This is a genomic window from Pseudoduganella sp. UC29_71 (genome assembly GCF_042693265.1).
Taxonomy (GTDB): Bacteria; Pseudomonadota; Gammaproteobacteria; order Burkholderiales; family Burkholderiaceae_D; genus Rugamonas.
Genome location: NZ_CP170549.1, coordinates 1,634,037 through 1,651,941, shown reverse-complemented (window position 1 = coordinate 1,651,941; position 17,905 = coordinate 1,634,037). Strand labels below are relative to the sequence as shown.

The 17,905-nt window shown below is 68.5% G+C and carries 14 protein-coding genes; 3 read left to right on the top strand and 11 right to left on the bottom strand.

The window, feature by feature from the left end:
• Nucleotides 1-28: 28 nt before the first annotated feature.
• Together ACFJI2_RS07265 and ACFJI2_RS07260 are read right to left on the bottom strand one after the other, a co-directional pair.
• Nucleotides 29-2,755, bottom strand: coding sequence for an EAL domain-containing protein (locus ACFJI2_RS07265; protein WP_377704399.1), 2,727 nt, complete (start codon nt 2,753-2,755; stop codon nt 29-31).
• 131 nt (nt 2,756-2,886) lie between these two features.
• Nucleotides 2,887-3,978 (bottom strand): alkene reductase, encoded by a 1,092-nt coding sequence (locus ACFJI2_RS07260; protein ID WP_377704398.1) that lies wholly within the window; start codon nt 3,976-3,978, stop codon nt 2,887-2,889.
• A gap of 111 nt (nt 3,979-4,089) precedes the next feature.
• On the opposite strand from ACFJI2_RS07260, the gene ACFJI2_RS07255 reads away from it, so the two are divergent.
• From ACFJI2_RS07255 to ACFJI2_RS07245, 3 genes are all read left to right on the top strand, one after another.
• Entirely contained in the window at nt 4,090-5,004 is a 915-nt protein-coding gene (locus tag ACFJI2_RS07255) for a LysR family transcriptional regulator (protein WP_377704397.1), read from the top strand.
• A gap of 142 nt (nt 5,005-5,146) precedes the next feature.
• Nucleotides 5,147-5,968 carry an alpha/beta fold hydrolase gene (locus tag ACFJI2_RS07250; RefSeq protein WP_377705807.1) on the top strand — a complete coding sequence of 274 codons (822 nt, stop codon included), beginning with the start codon at nt 5,147-5,149 and terminating at the stop codon, nt 5,966-5,968.
• Between the two features lie 11 nt (nt 5,969-5,979).
• Nucleotides 5,980-6,978 carry an MBL fold metallo-hydrolase gene (locus ACFJI2_RS07245; protein WP_377704396.1) on the top strand — a complete coding sequence of 333 codons (999 nt, stop codon included), beginning with the start codon at nt 5,980-5,982 and terminating at the stop codon, nt 6,976-6,978.
• A 71-nt stretch (nt 6,979-7,049) separates the two neighbouring features.
• Here the strand turns inward: ACFJI2_RS07245 and ACFJI2_RS07240 are convergent, their stop codons facing one another.
• The 9 genes from ACFJI2_RS07240 to ACFJI2_RS07200 all read right to left on the bottom strand — a co-directional run bounded on the left by ACFJI2_RS07240 (nt 7,050) and on the right by ACFJI2_RS07200 (nt 17,835).
• On the bottom strand, nt 7,050-7,466 hold the full coding sequence (locus ACFJI2_RS07240) for a DUF3597 domain-containing protein (protein WP_377704395.1): 417 nt from the start codon (nt 7,464-7,466) through the stop codon (nt 7,050-7,052).
• Between the two features lie 80 nt (nt 7,467-7,546).
• A complete protein-coding gene (gene galB, locus ACFJI2_RS07235) occupies nt 7,547-10,051 on the bottom strand; it encodes a beta-galactosidase GalB (protein WP_377704394.1) in 2,505 nt (834 codons plus the stop codon).
• 113 nt (nt 10,052-10,164) lie between these two features.
• Nucleotides 10,165-11,406 carry a Kelch repeat-containing protein gene (locus ACFJI2_RS07230; RefSeq protein WP_377704393.1) on the bottom strand — a complete coding sequence of 414 codons (1,242 nt, stop codon included), beginning with the start codon at nt 11,404-11,406 and terminating at the stop codon, nt 10,165-10,167.
• A 60-nt stretch (nt 11,407-11,466) separates the two neighbouring features.
• On the bottom strand, nt 11,467-12,054 hold the full coding sequence (locus ACFJI2_RS07225; RefSeq protein WP_377704392.1) for a PEP-CTERM sorting domain-containing protein: 588 nt from the start codon (nt 12,052-12,054) through the stop codon (nt 11,467-11,469).
• 16 nt (nt 12,055-12,070) lie between these two features.
• Nucleotides 12,071-13,864, bottom strand: a complete 1,794-nt coding sequence (locus ACFJI2_RS07220; protein WP_377704391.1) for a metallophosphoesterase — start codon at nt 13,862-13,864, stop codon at nt 12,071-12,073.
• A gap of 142 nt (nt 13,865-14,006) precedes the next feature.
• The gene (locus ACFJI2_RS07215; protein WP_377704390.1) at nt 14,007-14,792 is read right to left on the bottom strand and encodes a cohesin domain-containing protein; all 786 of its coding nucleotides are present in this window, start codon (nt 14,790-14,792) and stop codon (nt 14,007-14,009) included.
• A gap of 191 nt (nt 14,793-14,983) precedes the next feature.
• Entirely contained in the window at nt 14,984-15,766 is a 783-nt protein-coding gene (locus ACFJI2_RS07210) for a response regulator transcription factor (protein WP_377704389.1), read from the bottom strand.
• A 20-nt stretch (nt 15,767-15,786) separates the two neighbouring features.
• Nucleotides 15,787-16,452 (bottom strand): response regulator, encoded by a 666-nt coding sequence (locus tag ACFJI2_RS07205; RefSeq protein ID WP_377704388.1) that lies wholly within the window; start codon nt 16,450-16,452, stop codon nt 15,787-15,789.
• Between the two features lie 90 nt (nt 16,453-16,542).
• Nucleotides 16,543-17,835 carry a 3-oxoacyl-ACP reductase gene (locus ACFJI2_RS07200; protein WP_377704387.1) on the bottom strand — a complete coding sequence of 431 codons (1,293 nt, stop codon included), beginning with the start codon at nt 17,833-17,835 and terminating at the stop codon, nt 16,543-16,545.
• Nucleotides 17,836-17,905: the final 70 nt, after the last annotated feature.

Below are 17,905 nucleotides of genomic sequence, written 5' to 3'. Positions count from 1 at the left end.
CTTCCTCATACGGATTGGTATGGCCATATTATAGTTCGATAGCAACAGGAATAACCTCAGACCAAAGTATTAGATCGGCAAGGCCGTCGGCCGGCGCGGCGCGCCCGAAAAGATAGCCCTGCAGGCCGTTGCAGCCCATACGGCGCAGCGCCTCCCATTGCGCGTCCGTCTCCACGCCCTCGGCCACCACGCTCAGGCCCATGCTGTGCGCCAGCGTGACGATGCTGCGCACGATGATGGCCGCGTGCGGGGTGCGCAGCATGTCGCGCACGAAGGAGCGGTCTATTTTCAACTGCTCGATCGGCAGGCGCTGCAGATAGCTGAGCGAGGAATAGCCGGTGCCGAAATCGTCCAGCGAGAAGCCCACGCCGCTGGCCTTGAGCTGCTCCATCTTGGCGATGATGTCGTCCACGTCGGCCAGCAGCATGCTTTCGGTGAGTTCCAGCTTGAGCAGGCGCGGGTCGGCGCCGCTGGCGGCCACGATCTGCAGCACATGCGCGGCGAAATCGGGCTGGCGGAACTGGCGAGCGCTGACGTTGACCGCGATGGTGAACTCGCACGTGCGGGGGGATGCCGCCCACTGCACCAGCTGGCTGCAGGCGGTGGCGAGCACCCAGTCGCCGATATCGATGATCAAGCCGCTCTTTTCCGCCTGCGGGATGAATTCGGCCGGCGGCACCTGGCCCCGGCGCGGGTGCTGCCAGCGCAGCAGCGCCTCGGCGCCGGTGGGCCGGCCGTCCGCGTCCACCACCGGCTGGTAGTGCAGCGCCAGTTCGCCGCGCGCCAGGGCGAAGCGCAGGTCCGACTCCAGCATGGCGCTCGCGTCCAGCGCGGCCTGCATCACCGGATCGAAGAAGCGGAAGGTGGCGCGGCCGGCCGCCTTGGCCTCGTACATGGCCATGTCGGCCTGGCGCAGCAGGTCGCCGATGGTGTGGCTGCCGGCGCCGAACAGCACCACGCCGATGCTGGGCGTGCTGCGCAGCTCGTGGCCGTCCAGCGGATAGCACAGGCTGAGCGCGGAGACCACCTTCTGTGCCACCACTTCGGCGTGCGCGGCCGCCTCCGTGGCGCTGGCGCCCAGGTGTTCCAGCAGGATCACGAACTCGTCGCCGCCCAGGCGGGCCACGGTGTCGCTGTCGCGCGTGACCTGCTGCAGGCGGAAGGCCACCATTTCCAGCAGGCGGTCGCCCATGTCGTGGCCCAAGGTGTCGTTGAGGGACTTGAAATTGTCCAGGTCCACGAACAGCACCGCGCCATGGCAGCCGCCGCGCTCGCACTTGGCGATGGCGTGGCCGAGCCGGTCCAGCAGCAGGCGGCGGTTGGGCAGCTTGGTCAGGCCGTCGTAGAAGGCCAGGCTGGCGATTTCGGCTTCGGCCAGTTTGCGCGCGCCGATGTCCATGCACGTGCCGACCATGCGCAGCGCCGTGCCGTCGGCGGCGCGCTCGCTCACCTTGCCGCGGCTTTGCAGCCACACCCAGTGGCCGGCGCGGTGGCGCATGCGGTACTCGGCCTCGTAGGCGCGGCTGGCGTCGGCCAGGTGCGCGGACAGGTGATCGGCCAGCGCGGCTTCCAGCGCTTCCCGGTCTTCCGGATGCACCATCTGCCGCCAGGTGCCCGGCTCGTGCGGCAGCTGGCCCGGCAGGTAGCCCAGCATGGCGGCGGCGCGGCCGTCGCCGGTGCGCACGTCGCGCACCAGGTCCCATTCCCACAGGCCCAGGTTGGCGCCGTTCAGGGCCAGCTCCACCCGCTCGGCGGCGGCGGCGCGCTCCACTTCGCCCGCCAGCGCCAGCCGCTCCAGCGCCATGCGGCGGCGCTGCGCCAGCGCCAGGCCGCCCACGCCGGCGGCGCCGGTCAGCAGCCAGGCCATGCCGCTGATCCAGGCCAAGCCGTGCCAGCCGGCCTCGATCTGCGCCTGCTCGCGCGCCAGGCTCACCACCAGCGTCTTGTCCAGCCCGAGTTCGTGCAGCTGCACGGTGCGCTGGACCACCAGGCGGCGCTCGCCGGCCAGCACCGTCAGGGGCAGGCCGCTGTGTCGATGATAACGAAAAAAGAGGTCGGCGCCGGCGTCGGCGCGCATGGCGGCAGGGTTGGCCGGCACGTACAGGATGCGGTGGCCGCTGTCGTCCGTGATGGCGCTGCTCATGTCGGGCGCGTACAGCGCCGAGCGCATCACGGCGTCGAAGTATTCCGGGTTGAGGATGGCGCTCACTGCGCCGTTGTTGCGCCCCGCCTCGTCCACCGTCGCCAGCGACAACTTGATGTTGAACACTCCCGGCGTGTTTTCAAAGGGCTGCGACAGGTACAGCGTGTCCGGCGAGCGCATTTGCGCCACCTGGCTGGTGTAGCGCTTGTCGTCCAGGCGGGCGTCGCGCAGGTCGTCGTCGGAGAGCTGGATGCGGCCGTCGCGGTTCACCACCACCAGCGCGCGCACGCCCGGCATGGCGCGCTTGAGCGACTGCAGCAGCAGCTGGCGGCACTCGCGCCCGCAGGCGCCGGCCGAACCCGGTGTGCCGAAGGCGCTGCGCGCACTGTCAAGCGCATTGCGCACGCCTTCCAGCTGGTGGCGCAGGTTCTCGTCGATGATCATGGTCTGGATGCGCATGCGCTCGATGTCCGAGCCCACCAGCAGGCGCCGCTCGGTCCAGATGAAGTATGCCGCCATCAAACCGCTCATCAGCAGCACCAGCGCCAGCACCAGCCACTCGGCAGTGGCGCGGCGCGGACGACGCAAGCGGGCTAACAGTTCGACTGGCATGGCTTCCTCCGGTATGGTGACGGCCGCAGCTGCGGCGATAAGCCACTATAGGCAACTGCGGCGCGCCTGAAAATCACACCTGGGTATGCGGCACCATACTTAAGTGTGATGGCGCCGTCCCCAGGCATGGCTTACAGTGCCGGATAGTCTGTGTAGCCGCGCGCGCCGCCGCCGTAGAAGGTGGCTGGATCGGGTGTGTTGTAGGGGCCATTGCAGGCGATGCGCTCCACCAGGTCGGGATTGGCGATGAACTGGCGGCCGAAGGCCACCATATCTGCGCTGCCCCGGGCCAGCAAGTCCTCCGCCTGCTCCGGCGACAAGCCCGCGTTGGCGATCACCACGCCGCCGTAGTTGGCGCGGATCAGCTCCAGGAGCCGCGCCATGTCGCTGGCGCCGCCCCAGGCATTGGTGTCGGCGCCGTGCACGTAGCCGATGCCGTAGCCGTCCAGCATGCGCAGCACGTAGGCGTAGGTGTCGTCGGCACGCTCGTCGAGCGCGTTGTTGTACAGCGCATAGGGCGAGATGCGCACGCCGACGCGCTGCGCCGGCAACTCTTCCAGCACCGCTTCGAGCACCAGGCGCAGGAAGCGCGCGCGGTTTTCCACGCTGCCGCCGAATTCGTCGCTGCGGCGGTTCACATGGGGCGACAGGAACTGCTGCGGCAAATAGCCGTTGGCCGCGTGGATTTCCACGCCGTCCAGTCCGGCCCGCACGGCGTTGGCGGCGCCGGTGCGGAACTCGGCCACTGCCGCGTGGATCTCGGCCACCGTCATGGCGCGCGACGGCGACGCGGCCAGCCGCGTGTAGTAGCCGTTGCGCAGCGCGCCGTACACCTGCAGCATGGCCAGGTCGTCGTTGAAGCCGGACGGCGACAGCGGCTGGCGGCCGTCGAGCAAGGCATAGCTGCCCACGCGGCCGCCGTGCCAGAGCTGCATGAAGATCTTGCCGCCCCGGCTGTGGACGGCGGCGGCCACCCGCTCCCAGCCCGCCACCTGGGCCTCGCTGTGGATGCCGGGCGCCAGTTCAAAGGCGGCCGAATCGGGCGACACATTGGTGGCTTCGCTGACGATCAGCCCGGCCGTGGCGCGTTGCATGTAGTATTCCGCATTGAGCGCCGTGGGCACGCCGCCCTCGCCGGCGCGGGAACGGGTGACGGGGGCCATGGCGGCGCGGCTGCTGAAGGTCAGGCCGCCCAGGGTCAGCGGCTGCAGGATGTTTTTCATATTCGGCTCCGTGTAAGTGAATGACGCCACTGTAGCGGCGCGGCGGCGCGCCGATAAGTAGGCGGGCGCCGGCAACACCGTTGCGCTGCACGCAAAGATGAGGAACCATAGATGGACCGTTTCGCGGAATTGAAGGCGTTTTGCCTGGTGGTGGCCAGCGGCGGGTTTTCCCCGGCCGCGCGCCAGCTGGGGATGGCCGCGTCGTCGCTGACACGGCTGGTGGACGCGCTGGAAAAGCGCCTCGGCACGCCCCTGCTGAACCGCTCCACGCGCAAGGTGACGCTGACCGACAGCGGCCGGCAGTACTACGCCAGCGCGCAGTCCATCCTGGCGCAGCTGGACCAGGCGGACGACGCGGCCGCCGCCCGCCACGGCCAGGCCTGCGGCCTGCTGCGGGTGACGGCGCCGGTAACGTTCAGCACCATGTTCATCGCGCCGCTGCTGGGCGACCTGGCGCGCCGCCATCCGCAGCTGGAACTGGACCTGCACCTGAGCGACGCGGTGAGCAATATGGTGGACGAGAACATCGACGTGGCGATCCGCATCGGCGCCGCGCAGCAGCAACCCAACCTGATCGCGCGCCGCCTGAGCGGCCACCGGCGCGTGATCTGCGCCAGCCCGGCCTACCTGGCGCAGCACGGCACGCCGCGCGCGCCGCAGGACCTGCTGGACCACAACTGCCTGCTGTTCTCCTACGGCGCGACGCGGCGCGGCTGGCGCCTGCAGTGCGAGGACGGCGAGCACGATGCCGACTTGCCGGTGCGCGGCACGCTCAGCATCAACAACTCGGAAATGCTGCGCCGCGCGGCGCTGGACGGGGTGGGCGTGGCCATGCTGCCGGAGTGGCTGGTGCGCGCCGACGTGGCGGCCGGCACCTTGCTGCCGCTGCTGGACGGCTACCAGGCCAATCCCCAGGAAATGGAAATCGGCCTGTACGCCATGTACGCCGCCAACCGGCGCGGCTCGCCGGCCATCAAGGCCTTCGTCGACCTGCTGGCCGAGCACCTGGCGCGGCAGCAGGCTTAGCGCAGCAGCCCTGGCGCAGCGCGCGGCGCAGAGAGGTGGGAGCCTTGCCTCTCCCTTAGTCCAGATAGACGCGCTATCGTGCGCTGCCCAGAATGGAGCCTCCACACAATCCAGAGGACATGCCATGACCACCACCCGCACCATCAATACCGTCACCGCGCGCGACGGCACGCTGATCCACTTCAAGGACTGGGGCCACGGCCCGGCCGTGGTGTTCAGCCACGGCTGGCCGCTGCAGGGCGACGCATGGGAGGACCAGATGATGTTCCTGGCCGAACACGGCTACCGCGTCATCGCGCACGACCGCCGCGGCCACGGCCTGTCGAGCAAACCCTGGCACGGCAACGACATGGACACCTACGCCGACGACCTGGCCACGCTGATCGAGGCGCTGGACCTGAACGGCGCCACGCTGGTGGGCCATTCCACCGGCGGCGGCGAAGTGGCGCGCTATATCGGCCGCCACGGCACCGGCCGCGTGGCGCGCGCCGTGCTGGTGGGCGCGGTCACGCCGCAGATGCTGGTCGGCCCGTCCAATCCGAACGGCGTGCCGATGGAAGTGTTCGACGGCATCCGCAGCGCCGTGCAGGCCGACCGCTCGCAGTTCTTCAAGGACCTGACCACCGCCTTCTACGGCTTTAACCGCGACGGCGCGAAGGACTCGCAAGGCCTGCGCGACACCTTCTGGCTGCAGGGCATGCAATGCAGCATCCGCAGCGCCTACGCCTGCATCAAGCAGTTCTCGGAAAGCGACTTCACGGAAGACCTGAAGAAGATGAACGTGCCGACGCTGGTAATCCACGGCGATGACGACCAGATCGTGCCGATCGCCGCCACCGCGCGCCGCGCCGTGGAGATCCTGCCCCAAGGTACGCTGAGCGTGTACGAAGGCGCGCCGCACGGCCTGCCTGCCACCCACAAGGACAAGCTGAACGCCGAACTGCTGGCTTTCCTGCGCTCCTGATCCGGTACGACATGGCCGCGACCAACAACAAGCTCACGCTCCCGCTGCTGGCCGCAGCCATGCTGCAGTTCGCGCCGCTGGCGCTGCCCGCGCACGCGGCGGCGCCGCAGGTGCACAGCCAGGCACCCGGCTATTACCGCATGATGCTGGGCGAATTCGAGATCACCGTGCTATCCGACGGCACGCACGCCTTCCCCATCGATACTGTGATGAACAACATCACCCCGGCGCAGATCGGCCGGGACCTGGACGATGCTGGGCTGGCGCAGCCGCTGCAGGGTTCCATCAACGCTTTCCTCGTCAACACCGGCAAGCGCCTGATCCTGATCGACGCGGGAGCCGGTGCGCTGTACGGCGACTGCTGCGGCAGGCTGCTGCAGCATCTGCGTGCGGCGGGCTATCAGCCGGAACAAGTGGACATGGTGCTGCTCACCCACCTGCACAAGGACCACGCGGGCGGCGTCATGCGCCAAGGCGCGGCGGCGTTCCCGAACGCGGTGCTGCGCGTGGCGCAAGGCGAAGCTGATTACTGGCTGAGCAAATCCGAACAGGATGCGGCGCCGGAGTTCCTGCGCTCATTCTTCGACAGCGCGCGCGCTGCCGTCGCGCCGTATCAGGCAGCGGGCCGCTTCCAGCCCTATGCAGCATACGGCCAGCTGGAGCCGGGCATCCGTTCCCTGCCCGCGCCGGGCCATACGCCCGGCCACGCGGCCTACCTGGTGGAGAGCCAGGGCCGCAAGCTGCTGGTATGGGGAGATATCGTGCATGTGGCGCCGCTGCAGTTTCCGCATCCGGACGCCACCGTCAAATACGACAGCGACGCTGCCGGCGCGCAGCGCCAGCGCCGCGAGCTGCTGGACATGGCGGCCAGCCAGCGCATGGTGGTGGGCGCCGCGCACATCGCCTTCCCGGGCCTGGGCAGGATAGGAAAGACAGGCGGGCCTGTGGGCACCGGCGGCAGCTACCGCTGGCTGCCGGTCAACTACGAAGGCACGCCCGGCGCCGACTGAGCATGCCCAGCACGCCAGGGCGGCGGGGCAGCGATACGGCGTGGCGGCGTGGCGGCGGGTAGCGCGCGGCGTCAGGACGCCAGGTCGGCCGGCACCTTGCCGCCGTTGGCGGCCAGCTTCGCCATCACCTGCTTGTGCAGCCAGATATTCATGCTGGCCGAATCGTTGGTGTCGCCGCTGTAGTGCAGTTCCTTGGCCAGCTCCTTGCGCGCTTCCAGGCTGCTATCGAGCTGCAGCAGCTTGAGCAGGTCGACAATCGACGTGCGCCAGTTCAACGGCTGGCCCGCGCTTTGCGCCTTCTGATCCAGGATGGCCACCACATCCACCTCGGGCATGGCGCTGGCCGGCGCTGACGCAGGCGCGGCCGGTGCGGCGCCCGGGGCTGCAGGGGCGCCCGGGGTTGCAGGGGCGGCCGGCGTGCTGGCCTGCGTCACCGCAGGATGCGAACCGGGGAAAATCTTGTGGAATATATTGCTCAGGATACCCATGATAAAACCTTTTCAAAGTGGTGCTGTGTGAAGGGAGCACCTACTTTGAGACCGGTCCGGTTTCCGTGTCTGTTCGTTAGCTAACGCAGCGCAGCACTTGTCAGCGTCACCTTGCCCGCCGCCAGCCCTTCGCTGGAGGCGCTCACCGTGATCGTACCCGCCTGCCCCGGCTTGGTGCGCACGATGGCCAGCACCAGCCCGTTATATGCGGTGCGCTCGGGCGACTGGAAGGACACGTGGCTGGTGGCGTCGCCATTGTCGGTGGCCGCCAGCTCGCCTGGGCCGCTGACAGTGAAGCGCACCGCGTTGCTGCTGCGCGGCACCGGCCTGCCCTCCTTGTCCGTGATGGCCACGGTGATGAAGGAAAGGTCCTTGCCGTCGGCCTGCAGCGCGCTGCGGTCCGCCGTCAATGCCAGTTTTGCGGCCTTGCCGGCCGTCTGCACAGTATCCTCGGCCCACGGCTTGCCCTGCTTGTAGACCACCGCCTTCAAGGTGCCGGGCTGATACACCACGTCGTCCCAGCGCAGCCGGTAATCTCGCGCGCCGCGCTGCTTGCGGCCCAGCGATTTCCCGTTCAGGAACAGCTCCGCCTCGTCGCCCGAGGTGTACAGGTGCACAGGCGTCACCTGCCCCACCCGCTCCGGCCAATTCCAGTGCGGCAGCAGGTGCGCCATCGGCAGGTCCGGGCGCCAGCGCGCCTGGTACAAGTAGTAGCGGTCTTTCTTGAAGCCGGCCAGGTCGACGATGCCGAAGTAGGAGCTACGCGACGGCACCGCCACCTTCTTCAGTTCCGCCAGCTCCTTCTCGGCGCGGGCGCGGGCGGCCGGGTCGGTGAAATTGAGTGCGTTGGTGCTGTCGGCGTTGTACGGCGTCGGCTCGCCCAGGTAATCGAAGCCGGTCCAGACGAATTCGCCCGCCACGAAGGGATTGTCGTCCAGGCCCTTGAATTCCAGTTCCGGCGCGGACGCCCAGCGCGGCGCCGACAAATCGTAGCTACTGACCTGGAAGTTGGCCGCGCCCTGCGACTTGTCGTCGCTGACCGGGAAGAAGTACTCGCCGCGCGAGCTCACGGTGGACGCGGTTTCGCTGCCGATCACCGGGATCTGCGGCGCGCTCTTGTGGAAGGTCGGGTACTCCCACGGCTTGTAGTTGAAGCCCACCACGTCCACGGCGGTCTGGAAACCGTTATAGCCCGAGACCACGTGGTTGAAGCCGGCGGTGGTCAGCCGCGTGCGGTCCTCGCTGCGTACGATGTCGGCCAGGTGCGCCGCCATCTTCCAGCCTTCCGGCTCGCCCTGCTCGCGTATCTCGTTCCCGATGCTCCACATGATGATGCTGGGATGGTTGCGGTCGCGCTGCACCATGGCGCGCAAGTCCTTCTCGTGCCATTCGTCGTACAGCAGGCCGTAGTCGTTCTTCTTCTTGCCGAGGCGCCAGGCGTCGAACGCTTCTTCCACGATGAGGAAACCCATGCGGTCTGCCAGCTCCAGCATCTCCGGCGCGGGCGGGTTGTGCGTGGTGCGGATGGCGTTTACGCCCATGTCGCGCAGGATTTCCAGCTGGCGTTCCAGCGCCCGCACATTGAGCGCGGCACCCAGCGCGCCCAGGTCGTGGTGCATGCACACGCCCTGGATCACCACGTGCTCGCCATTCAGCAGCAGGCCGCGCGCCGCGTCGAAGGCCACGGTGCGGATGCCGAACGGCGTTTCCACCTCGTCCACCACCTTGCCTTCGCCGGACACGGTGGTCACCGCCACATAGCGTTGCGGCGTCTTCGGACTCCAGAACCTGGGCTGGCTGACTTGCAGCGACTGCGCCAGCAGGATCTGGCGCCCCGCGCCCACCTTGGTGAGCGCGGAAGGGCTGCTCTGCGCCAGCGCGGGGCCGGTGCGGCGCCCTGCCGCGTCCAGCGCATAGATGGCGGTGGACACTTGCGCCGCCGTGGCGTTGCCGCTGTTTTCCAGCGTCACCTTCACGTCCACCGTGGCGGCATCGGCCTTGACGATGGGCGTGGTGACAAAGGTGCCGTTGTGCGCCACATGCAGCGGCGCCGCCTTCACCAGCCACACATTGCGGTAGATGCCGCCGCCCGGATACCAGCGCGAAGACTCGGGCGGATTATCGATGCGCACCGCCAGCACGTTCTCCGCGCCCGGCTTGAGGTGCTTGCTCAGGTCCACGCGGAAGGAACTGTAGCCATATGGCCAGCCACCGACCTGCCGGCCGTTGAGCCATACCGTGGCGTGCGACATGGCGCCGTCGATGTCGAGATAGATTTGCTTGCCGGCGTCGCCGGCCGGCACGGTGAACTTCTTGCGGTACCATGCCACGCCCCACCACGGCAGCTTGCCGGTCTCGCCTTCGTACTCCTGCTTGAACGGCCCCTCGATGCCGAAGTCGTGCGGCAGGTCCAGCTTGCGCCAGGCAGCGTCGTCCAGCGCCTCCGCCGCCCCGGCGCCCGCCGCGCCGGCCGGCTCGCCTTTCATGAAGCGCCAGTCGGCATTGAAGGAAGTACGTTCGGCGGCATGGGCGGAGCAGCTCATGCCCACGCTGGCGGCAAGCAGCAGATGGGGAATCAGGCGCATGGCAGGCGGATAAGTTGATGGTCGGGCGCCTAGTATCAACTTGAAAAGCTTTACTGATCAATACCAAAAATCGTATAGCAAAAGCGAAAAAAGGACTAGCTCCCCGCCCCACATTACGGCGCTTCCACTGCCTTCAGGCTGAACACTTCGGCGCTGGACAGGATGTCGTTGGCGTCCAGGCCGCCCAGCAGCATCAGGCGCTCGCCCGGAAGCAAGGTGGCGGAGTGGCTGAAGCGCTTGCGCAGCGCCACCTTGGCCGGGGTCCAGCGGTCGGCGGCATAGTCGTACAGTTCGGCCGTCGGCAAGGCACCGCTGGTGACCACGCCGCCTTCGGCCAGCACGCGGCCGCTGGGCAGCAAGGTGGCCGTGTGCAGGTGGCGCGCGCCTGCCATGGGCGCGGCGGGCATCCACTTCTGCTGCGCGGCGTCGTACAGTTCGGAGCTGGCCAGCGAGCGGTTCGAGCCGAAGCCGCCGGTAACCAGCACTTTCCCGTTCGGCAGCAGGTTCGCCGTGTGCGACCAGCGCTGTTCGCGCAGCACGCCGCCGTGCGACCAGCTGTCGGTGGCGGGATCGTAGACCTCGCTGTCGGACAGGCCGCCCAATTCGCCCGCCCCTGCGCTGAGCAACACCTTGCCGTTCGCCAGCAGCGTGGCCGCGTGCAGCTGGCGCGCGGTGCGCATCGGTGCAGCCTTGGTCCAGGTTTGCGATTGCGGATCGTAGATGACGGCGGTAGCCAGCGCCATCGTGTCCTCGTACTCGTCGTCGTCCGGATAGCCGTGGCCGCCGGCGATGAACACGCGGCCGTCGCGCAGCAAGGTGGCGGTATGCGCGGCGCGCAGCGCTTCGCTCATGGGGCCGAGCGCGAACCAGGTGTTGGCGGCGGGGTCGTACACTTCGGCGTTGTTGCGGAAGGTGGTGCGGTCCACGCCGCCGGTGACCAGCACGGTGCCGTTGGCCAGCAGCGTGGCGGTGTGCTGCGAGCGCGCCACCGTCATGGTTTCGGACTCGGTCCATTTGTCGGTCTTGGGGTCGTAGATTTCCGTGTGCGTGGTGGCGGCGCCGTCGCGGCCGATGCCGCCGGCCACCAGAACGGTGCCGTCGCGCAGCACGGTGGCCGTGTGGCCCTGGCGCGCGATCAGCATGGGAGCGGCTTCGCCGTCGCGCGCGGCGGCGGAGCGCTGGGGCGCGGCCGCGGCCGTCCCTGCGGCGGCGGGCGCGGCGCCCAGCAGGGTTAGGTGCAGCGCGGCGGCGCACAGCAGTGCGGCGCGGCGCGGGTAGTCTTGAGGATGGATGTCATGGGGGCTGGTCGGCAAAGTGATGCGTTGAGCATTGCGCTGCGGGGTGGCGCCCGGCAAGCGGCGTAGCGCCGCGGCTTGCGCCGCAGTCGCCGCACCGCCCTGGCGGGCGCCGGGGTACTACTGCTTGCGCTGGCGGCGCACGGCGCCCAGCAGGGCCAGGCCGCTCATGAACAGCAGCAGCGCCTGCGGTTCCGGCACGGCGCTCACGGCTGCGCCGCCCAGATCCGCCGCCACCGCGTTGCCGAAGGCGTCGCCCAGTACCACGTCGCCCAGCGACAGCGCGCTGCTGCCGGAGGCCACGGCGGTGAAGTACAGCGTGGCCAGCGTGAACGAGTCCTGCTGGAAGGCCAGGTCGGACAGCAGCGAGATTTCGGCCAGGTTGAACACGCCGCTGACGCTGTTGCCCAGGCTGGCGTCCAGCGCTTCGAACACCGACAGGTCGCCCAGCGCCGCGCCCAGCGTGTAGCCGGTGAGGCTCAACACGCCGGAGTTGAACAGCACATTGAAGTCGAACGCGCCCAGATCGGCGCCTGCGGCCAGGTCCGAGACGCGCACATCCACGGCCACGCTGCCGCCTACGGCGACACTGGCGGCGGTCGGGGTGAAGCTGAGGGTGGTGGCCATGGCAGGGGCGCCGATGGCGCTGGCGGCCAGCAGGCTTGCGGTCAGCGCCTTGCGCGCGTGCTTGCGAATGAGTTTGAACATGGTGTCTCCGATTGAATTAGTTGGCGATGGCGCAGTTGACGCTGGTGCAGATGCTGGACAGCTTGCGGGCGTCCAGCGCGGTGATCTTGCCGTCGTTGTCGAGGTCCGCGCCCGGCAACTCGGATGCGTCGCGGTTCAGCTTTTGCGTCAGCAGGGCCACGTCGCGGCTGTCAACCACGCCGTCGCCATTCAGGTCGCCGTTGGTGGTCTGTGCCACGGCGAATTCGCCGCCGCGGTTTACGACGGCCCAGGCGGTACGGGTGGCAGGATCGACGCCGTAGGTGCCCAGCGCGTAGCCGGCCTTCCACGGGCCGACCACGAACTTGGCGCTGCCGCCGATGTTGCGGGCGGCAGCCTGTTCCCATACGTTGCCGTTGAACGGACGGGCCACCAGCGCCAGCGGGCCGCGTGCGTTGGCGTCATAGGTCAGCGACAGGGTATAGACGTCCGCCTCTTCGCTGCCGATGGCATTCTCCATGCCCCACAGGGTCAGCGCGTCGCTTTTCAGCCTGGCGGCGCCGCCGGCATCGATCTCGCTGCGGGCGGCCCAGCCGGTGTTCACGTCCTGGATCGCGACGCGGCCGTCGTACAGCGTGGTGGAGACGGCGTTGGCGCCGTCCAGGATGGCCATCTTCGTGCCGCCCCACTTGGCGCCGGCAGGCGCGGCGTCGATGATGTTGCTGAAGCTGGCGCCGGGCTGCACGATGAACTCCTTGCCGTTCAGGCTGTAGCCGTAGCTCTCGCGCTTGAAGAAGGTCAGCGCCGGGGTGCGGGTCAGGTCGCAGTCGCGGCCTGCGCCCAGCGAACCGCCGCAGCCATTGTCGGACGCGTAGTGGTCCACCGTCAGGCGCGGGCCGTCCACGGTGAAGATGTAGTAGCCGATGCTGAACAGCTCCTGCGCAATCGGCATTTCCTGGCGGTTGGCGGCGTTGTAGACCTGGTCTTTCGACGGCACCGACGGCACGTAGAACTTGTAGCTGTCCGAGGAGTGGATGATGTTCTGCACGGTGGCGGTGCCGTCCGGGCTCTTGACGATGGAGCGGTGATGCATGTGGTCGTGGCCGCCCAGGAAGTAGCGCACCTTGTTGCGCGCCATGGCGCCGATCAGCACATTGCGCTGCGCGGCGTTGGACGACGGGTCCGCGCCCAGCAGCACGTCGGTGTGGTTCTGGCCGACCAGCTCCTTGTGCGCGAACACGAAGCCGTGGCTGTCGGCTGGCTTGCTGTCGAGCTGCTGGCCGATCCAGCCCAGCTGGTCCAGCGCGGCCGAGTTGACGGCCGGCGTGCTGCCGGTGGTGCGCGTGTACTGGTCCACGGCGATGAAGCGGGTATTGCCGTAGTCGAAGGAGTAGGTCAGGCCGGTCAGGCCCACCGGCGTAGCCGGGCTGGCGTGGTTGACGGCGCCGGCCACGTTGGCGCCCTGGCCGCGCGTTTGCGGGAAGTTGGCGATGAAGCGCGCGGCGGCGGTGGCGGACGGCTCGTGGTTGCCACGCACAGGGTAGAAGCCGATCTGGTTGTTGTACAGGGTTTGCGCAGCCACGTTCCAGGTATCCAGGCCGCCGGTGCTGCCGTTGTCGGTCAGGTCGCCCACCTGCACCACGAACTTCACTTGCTGTTCGACGAACTTGGGCAGGATCTGGTTGATGATGCCCAGCGCGACAGTGTTCGGGTTGTTGCCAGCGTCGTTGCTGGTCCATTGGGTGTCGGCCATGACGCCGAATTTGAATGGCTCGGCGTGCGCCGTGGCGGCGGCGCTCATGCCGAGGGCGGCCAGCAGCAGGTGGTGCTTCAATTTGAATGGGGTGTGCATAGTCGGCTTCCGTGGGGGAGTTGTGTCGCTGCGCGGGCCGCAGCTCAGCCGAGGATGGTAGATTGCAAGTGTGTCAACGCGATGTCATGTCTGACACGGAAAATAGGCCGAACGGCTTACGCCCAAGGTGCCGCGTTGCCGCTCAGGGCTGCACCAGCATGGCGTGGCGCAGCGGGACGGCCACGCCGACATCCTTGCCTTCGGCGTCCAGCGCGCGGGCGGAAACGACCTGGATGTGCGCGGCCGGCGCGACGCTGACGGCGCGGAAGGTGATCGAAGCGAGCAGCCCGCCGCTGGCGGACGCGCCGGCGGAGCGCGCCGGGCTGGCGGGGCTGGCCGGGTTGGCGATGCTGGCCGAGCCGGGCTGCATCGCAGCGGCCTGCCGCGACGCGTCCAGCGTGATCGTCCCAGCCCGGTCTACCTGGCTGGCGAGGGCCGACTGCAGGCCCCAGTAGTCACCGCCCTCCACCCGCATCACCTCGAATGCTTGCCCGTCGAAGCTGACGGTAAGCGGCACGGAATCGACAGGCCGCGCGGCGCGCAGGAACAGCTGCACGGTGAAGTTGCTTCCCACGCGGGACCGCGGGCGGATCTTCCAGTCCAGCAGCGTCCCCGCACCTTGCGCCGCGCGCACCGCCTGAGCCACTTGATCCGCTTGATCCGCTTGGCCCGCGCCGAACGACTCGGCCAGCCCGGGGCCTGGCGGCAGCTGCATGCGTGCGCGTTGCTGCCGCACGTCCGCGTCGTCCTTGCTCACTTCTATCGTCATGGACCCGGTGCCGATGACGACAATCGGCGTATCGTCGGTATCCGCTGCGGGCACCACCTGCACGCGGCCGTTCTGCGGCGGCAGCATCTCAAGACTGTTGGCGCGCAGTGCGAAGTACAACGCCGATTCCGGCTCGGCATCCTTCAGAAAGATCGACATGCGCCGGTCGGTACGCACGCCACCTGCGTAGTCGAATGCCAGACCGCAGGAGCGCGCCAGCTCGTCGAAGGCCTGCCGCAGGCTCACGTTGTACAAGTCGAGCGTCAACGGCATTGCCGCCGCGCCATGGCATGCGGCGGGCGTAGCGGCCAGTGCCGCCACGAGGGCCAAGGCCACGCCGGGACGCCGCGTCATGCCGCCTGCCCGATCAAGGCCAGCGAGGCGGCGCGCGACAAGGCCTGGACGCGGTTCTGCACATTCAGCTTGCGGTAGATGTTGTAGACGTGCTTCTTCACCGTGTGCGCGCTGATCCCCAGCGCCTGGCCGATTTCCGCGTTGATCTTCCCTTCCTGCAGCCGGCGCAAGATCTCAATCTCGCGCTCGGTGAGCGGGTCGGCCAACGCCGGCGCTTGGGCCTGCACGCCAGCAGCCTGCGGCCGCTGCGCCGCCTGCCGCTGCCACGCCAGATGCATGCAAGGCAGCAGCAGCTCCACAAAATACTTGTGCCGCGCCCTGCCCTCGTCCGGCATGCCGATCAGGACAAACATGGTTGCCCCGCCTTGCAGGTCGCCCGAGCCGTGCAACAGCAAGCTCCCCGGCACCAGCGCCGCGATCTGGTGCCGCACATCGCCCAGCGCAGCGGCTCCAGCAACGCCAGCGCCTATGCCGGCGCCGCTCAGTGCACAAGGCAGGCCGTAGTGCCTGCGGCAGACAGCCGACAGCCGTTCCGCCAGCGCGCACAAGGCCTCGGCCAGCACCGCATGCGCCATATCGCCATGCAGGCAACGCGCGTCATGCAAGTCGCCGCGCGGATCGAACTGCAGACACACCATCGCCTGATGTGGCAACAGCGTTTGCAGCAACCCTTGCGACCATGAAGACAGCCCGGCCAACGTACGCACCGTGGCCGCCCGCTCGATCACGCGAACCAGGTATTCCAGCTCGTGCGCTGACGGCGTGACGATATCGTCCATGCGGGGGCCGGAGAACGTATTCAGCGCGTCAGCGAAAGGCGGTAGCCGTCGCCACGCACGGTCTCTATCATCGCGTGATGGCCGCTGGCCTGCAAGGCCTGCCGCAAGCGCCGCACGCGCGTGTCCACCGCGCGCTCGTTGACGGAACTGTCGTTGCCCCACACTTGCGTCAGCAAGGCCGCGCGCGTATGGATGCGTTCCGGATAGCGCATGAAATGACGCAGCAGCGAAAACTCGGCAGGTCCCAGCGCCAGGTCCTGCTCGCCCGCAGAGACGCTTTGCGAGTCCGGGTCCAGCTGCAAGCCGTTGAGCTCCATGCCCGGCTTGCGCGGCAACTGCACCTGCACGCGGGCGCGCAGCTCGCGCGGACTGAACGGCTTGGCGATGTAGTCGTCCGCCCCGCACTCCAGGCCGAAGACCACGTCCTGCGGCTGGCTGCGGGCGGTCAGCATGATGACCGGCAGCGAGCGGGTCGGCGCATGTGCACGCAGGCGGCGCAGCAGGTCGATGCCCGACTGCCCCGGCAGCCCCCAGTCCAGCACCAGCAGATCCGGCGTACCTTGAGCCAGCATCAGCAGGGCCGCCTCCGCGCTGCCCGCGCAGCGCACTTCATACCCACTCAGCGAGGCCGCGATCAGCTCCTGAATCGCCGCTTCGTCCTCGACCACCATCACCTTGAAGCCCATGATCCCCGGTCCCTGTTTTATGTTTTTAACGGCGGGCCTTATTGGATCACAGGATTATTACAAAGGCATGACAATATATTATGTTTGGTGTCAGGCTCCCATCATGCCTTGGCCGCACACGCGTACCGTTTCGCCGCTGATGCCGCTGGCGCCGGGCGTGCTCAGGAAGGCCACCAGTTCGGCCGCGTCCCTCGGCTGGCCGGCCTGCATCAGCGCGTTCAGGCGGCTGCCCACTTCGCGCGTGAAGAACGGCAGCTTGGCCGTCATGGCGGTTTCGATGAAGCCCGGCGCGATGGCGTTCACGCAGATGCCGCGCGGCGCCAGCAATGGCGCCTGCGCCGCCGCGTAGCCGATCAGCGCCGCCTTGGTGGCCGCGTAGTTGGTCTGGCCGAAGTTGCCGGCCACGCCGCTGATGGAGGACAGGTAGACGATGCGGCCTTGGTCGCGCAGCAGCCCCGCCGCGAGCAGCGTGCTGTCGATGGCGGCGATGGCTGCGAAATTGATGTTCACCACCAGGTCCCAGTCCTGCGGCCGCATATTGGACAAGGTGCGGTCGCGCGTCACGCCGGCGTTGTGTACCAGGATATCCAGGCCGCCGCCTTGGCTGCGCAGGAAGTCCGCCAGCTGCTCCGGCGCGCCGGATGCGGTGATATCCAGCGTGAGCGGCACGGCGCCGAACTGCGCGCAGGTCGCGCGCAGCTCGTCGGCGGCTCCCGCGACGTCCAGGCAGATAACGCGCGCGCCCTCTTGCGACAGGCGTTCCACGATGGCCTTGCCAATGCCGCGCGCGCCCCCTGTGACCAGCGCCATCTTCCCAGCCAGTACCTGCGCCGCAGCCCCGGACTGCGGCGCGGCCACGCGCGCCGTGACGCGCACCGCCTGCCCCGATACATAAGTAGCCTGTTTGCCGCAGAAGAAGCGCACCACGCCCGCCAGCCGGTCCACGGCATCGGCGGCGACATAGGCAGTGTTCACGCAGACGCCCTTGCGCCCCAGTTCCTTGCCCAGCGAGCGTGCGAAGCCCTCGATGCCGCGCGCCACCGCAGCCTGGACCGGATCGCCGCCCGCTTCCACCAGCGGCGCGCAAAGCAGCACGCGGCCGTTGCGGGCGATGCGGCGCACAATGGGATGAAACGCGTCGTACAACGCGCGATAGTCGCCCGGCGCACGGCAGCCCGTGGCGTCCATCACTACGATGCCGATCTGCTGACGCGCGTCCCCGGGCATGTCCGCCAGCACCGTGGCGCCCGCGTCCGCCAGCGCAGCGCGCAGCGCCGGCGCCGCGTACCCTCCGGCCGGTGCGCACAGCAGCGCGCCTTGGCCCTCGAAAGGCCGCGCCTCGTACCCGCCCGCCGCGCGCGCCAGCACCACCGGCTCGGGCAAGCCCAGCGCGCGCGCGAATCGGCGCGGCCAAGCGGTTGCCGTGCAATTTCATCAGTATGTCGCCCATGCC

Coding starts and splice junctions, on each gene's coding strand:
- ACFJI2_RS07265 (WP_377704399.1), bottom strand. CDS start 2,755: ATGCCAGTCGAACTGTTAGCCCGCTTGCGTCGTCCGCGCCGCGCCACT.
- ACFJI2_RS07260 (WP_377704398.1), bottom strand. CDS start 3,978: ATGAAAAACATCCTGCAGCCGCTGACCCTGGGCGGCCTGACCTTCAGC.
- ACFJI2_RS07255 (WP_377704397.1), top strand. CDS start 4,090: ATGGACCGTTTCGCGGAATTGAAGGCGTTTTGCCTGGTGGTGGCCAGC.
- ACFJI2_RS07245 (WP_377704396.1), top strand. CDS start 5,980: ATGGCCGCGACCAACAACAAGCTCACGCTCCCGCTGCTGGCCGCAGCC.
- ACFJI2_RS07240 (WP_377704395.1), bottom strand. CDS start 7,466: ATGGGTATCCTGAGCAATATATTCCACAAGATTTTCCCCGGTTCGCAT.
- galB (WP_377704394.1), bottom strand. CDS start 10,051: ATGCGCCTGATTCCCCATCTGCTGCTTGCCGCCAGCGTGGGCATGAGC.
- ACFJI2_RS07225 (WP_377704392.1), bottom strand. CDS start 12,054: ATGTTCAAACTCATTCGCAAGCACGCGCGCAAGGCGCTGACCGCAAGC.
- ACFJI2_RS07220 (WP_377704391.1), bottom strand. CDS start 13,864: ATGCACACCCCATTCAAATTGAAGCACCACCTGCTGCTGGCCGCCCTC.
- ACFJI2_RS07215 (WP_377704390.1), bottom strand. CDS start 14,792: ATGTCGATCTTTCTGAAGGATGCCGAGCCGGAATCGGCGTTGTACTTC.
- ACFJI2_RS07210 (WP_377704389.1), bottom strand. CDS start 15,766: ATGGACGATATCGTCACGCCGTCAGCGCACGAGCTGGAATACCTGGTT.
- ACFJI2_RS07205 (WP_377704388.1), bottom strand. CDS start 16,452: ATGGGCTTCAAGGTGATGGTGGTCGAGGACGAAGCGGCGATTCAGGAG.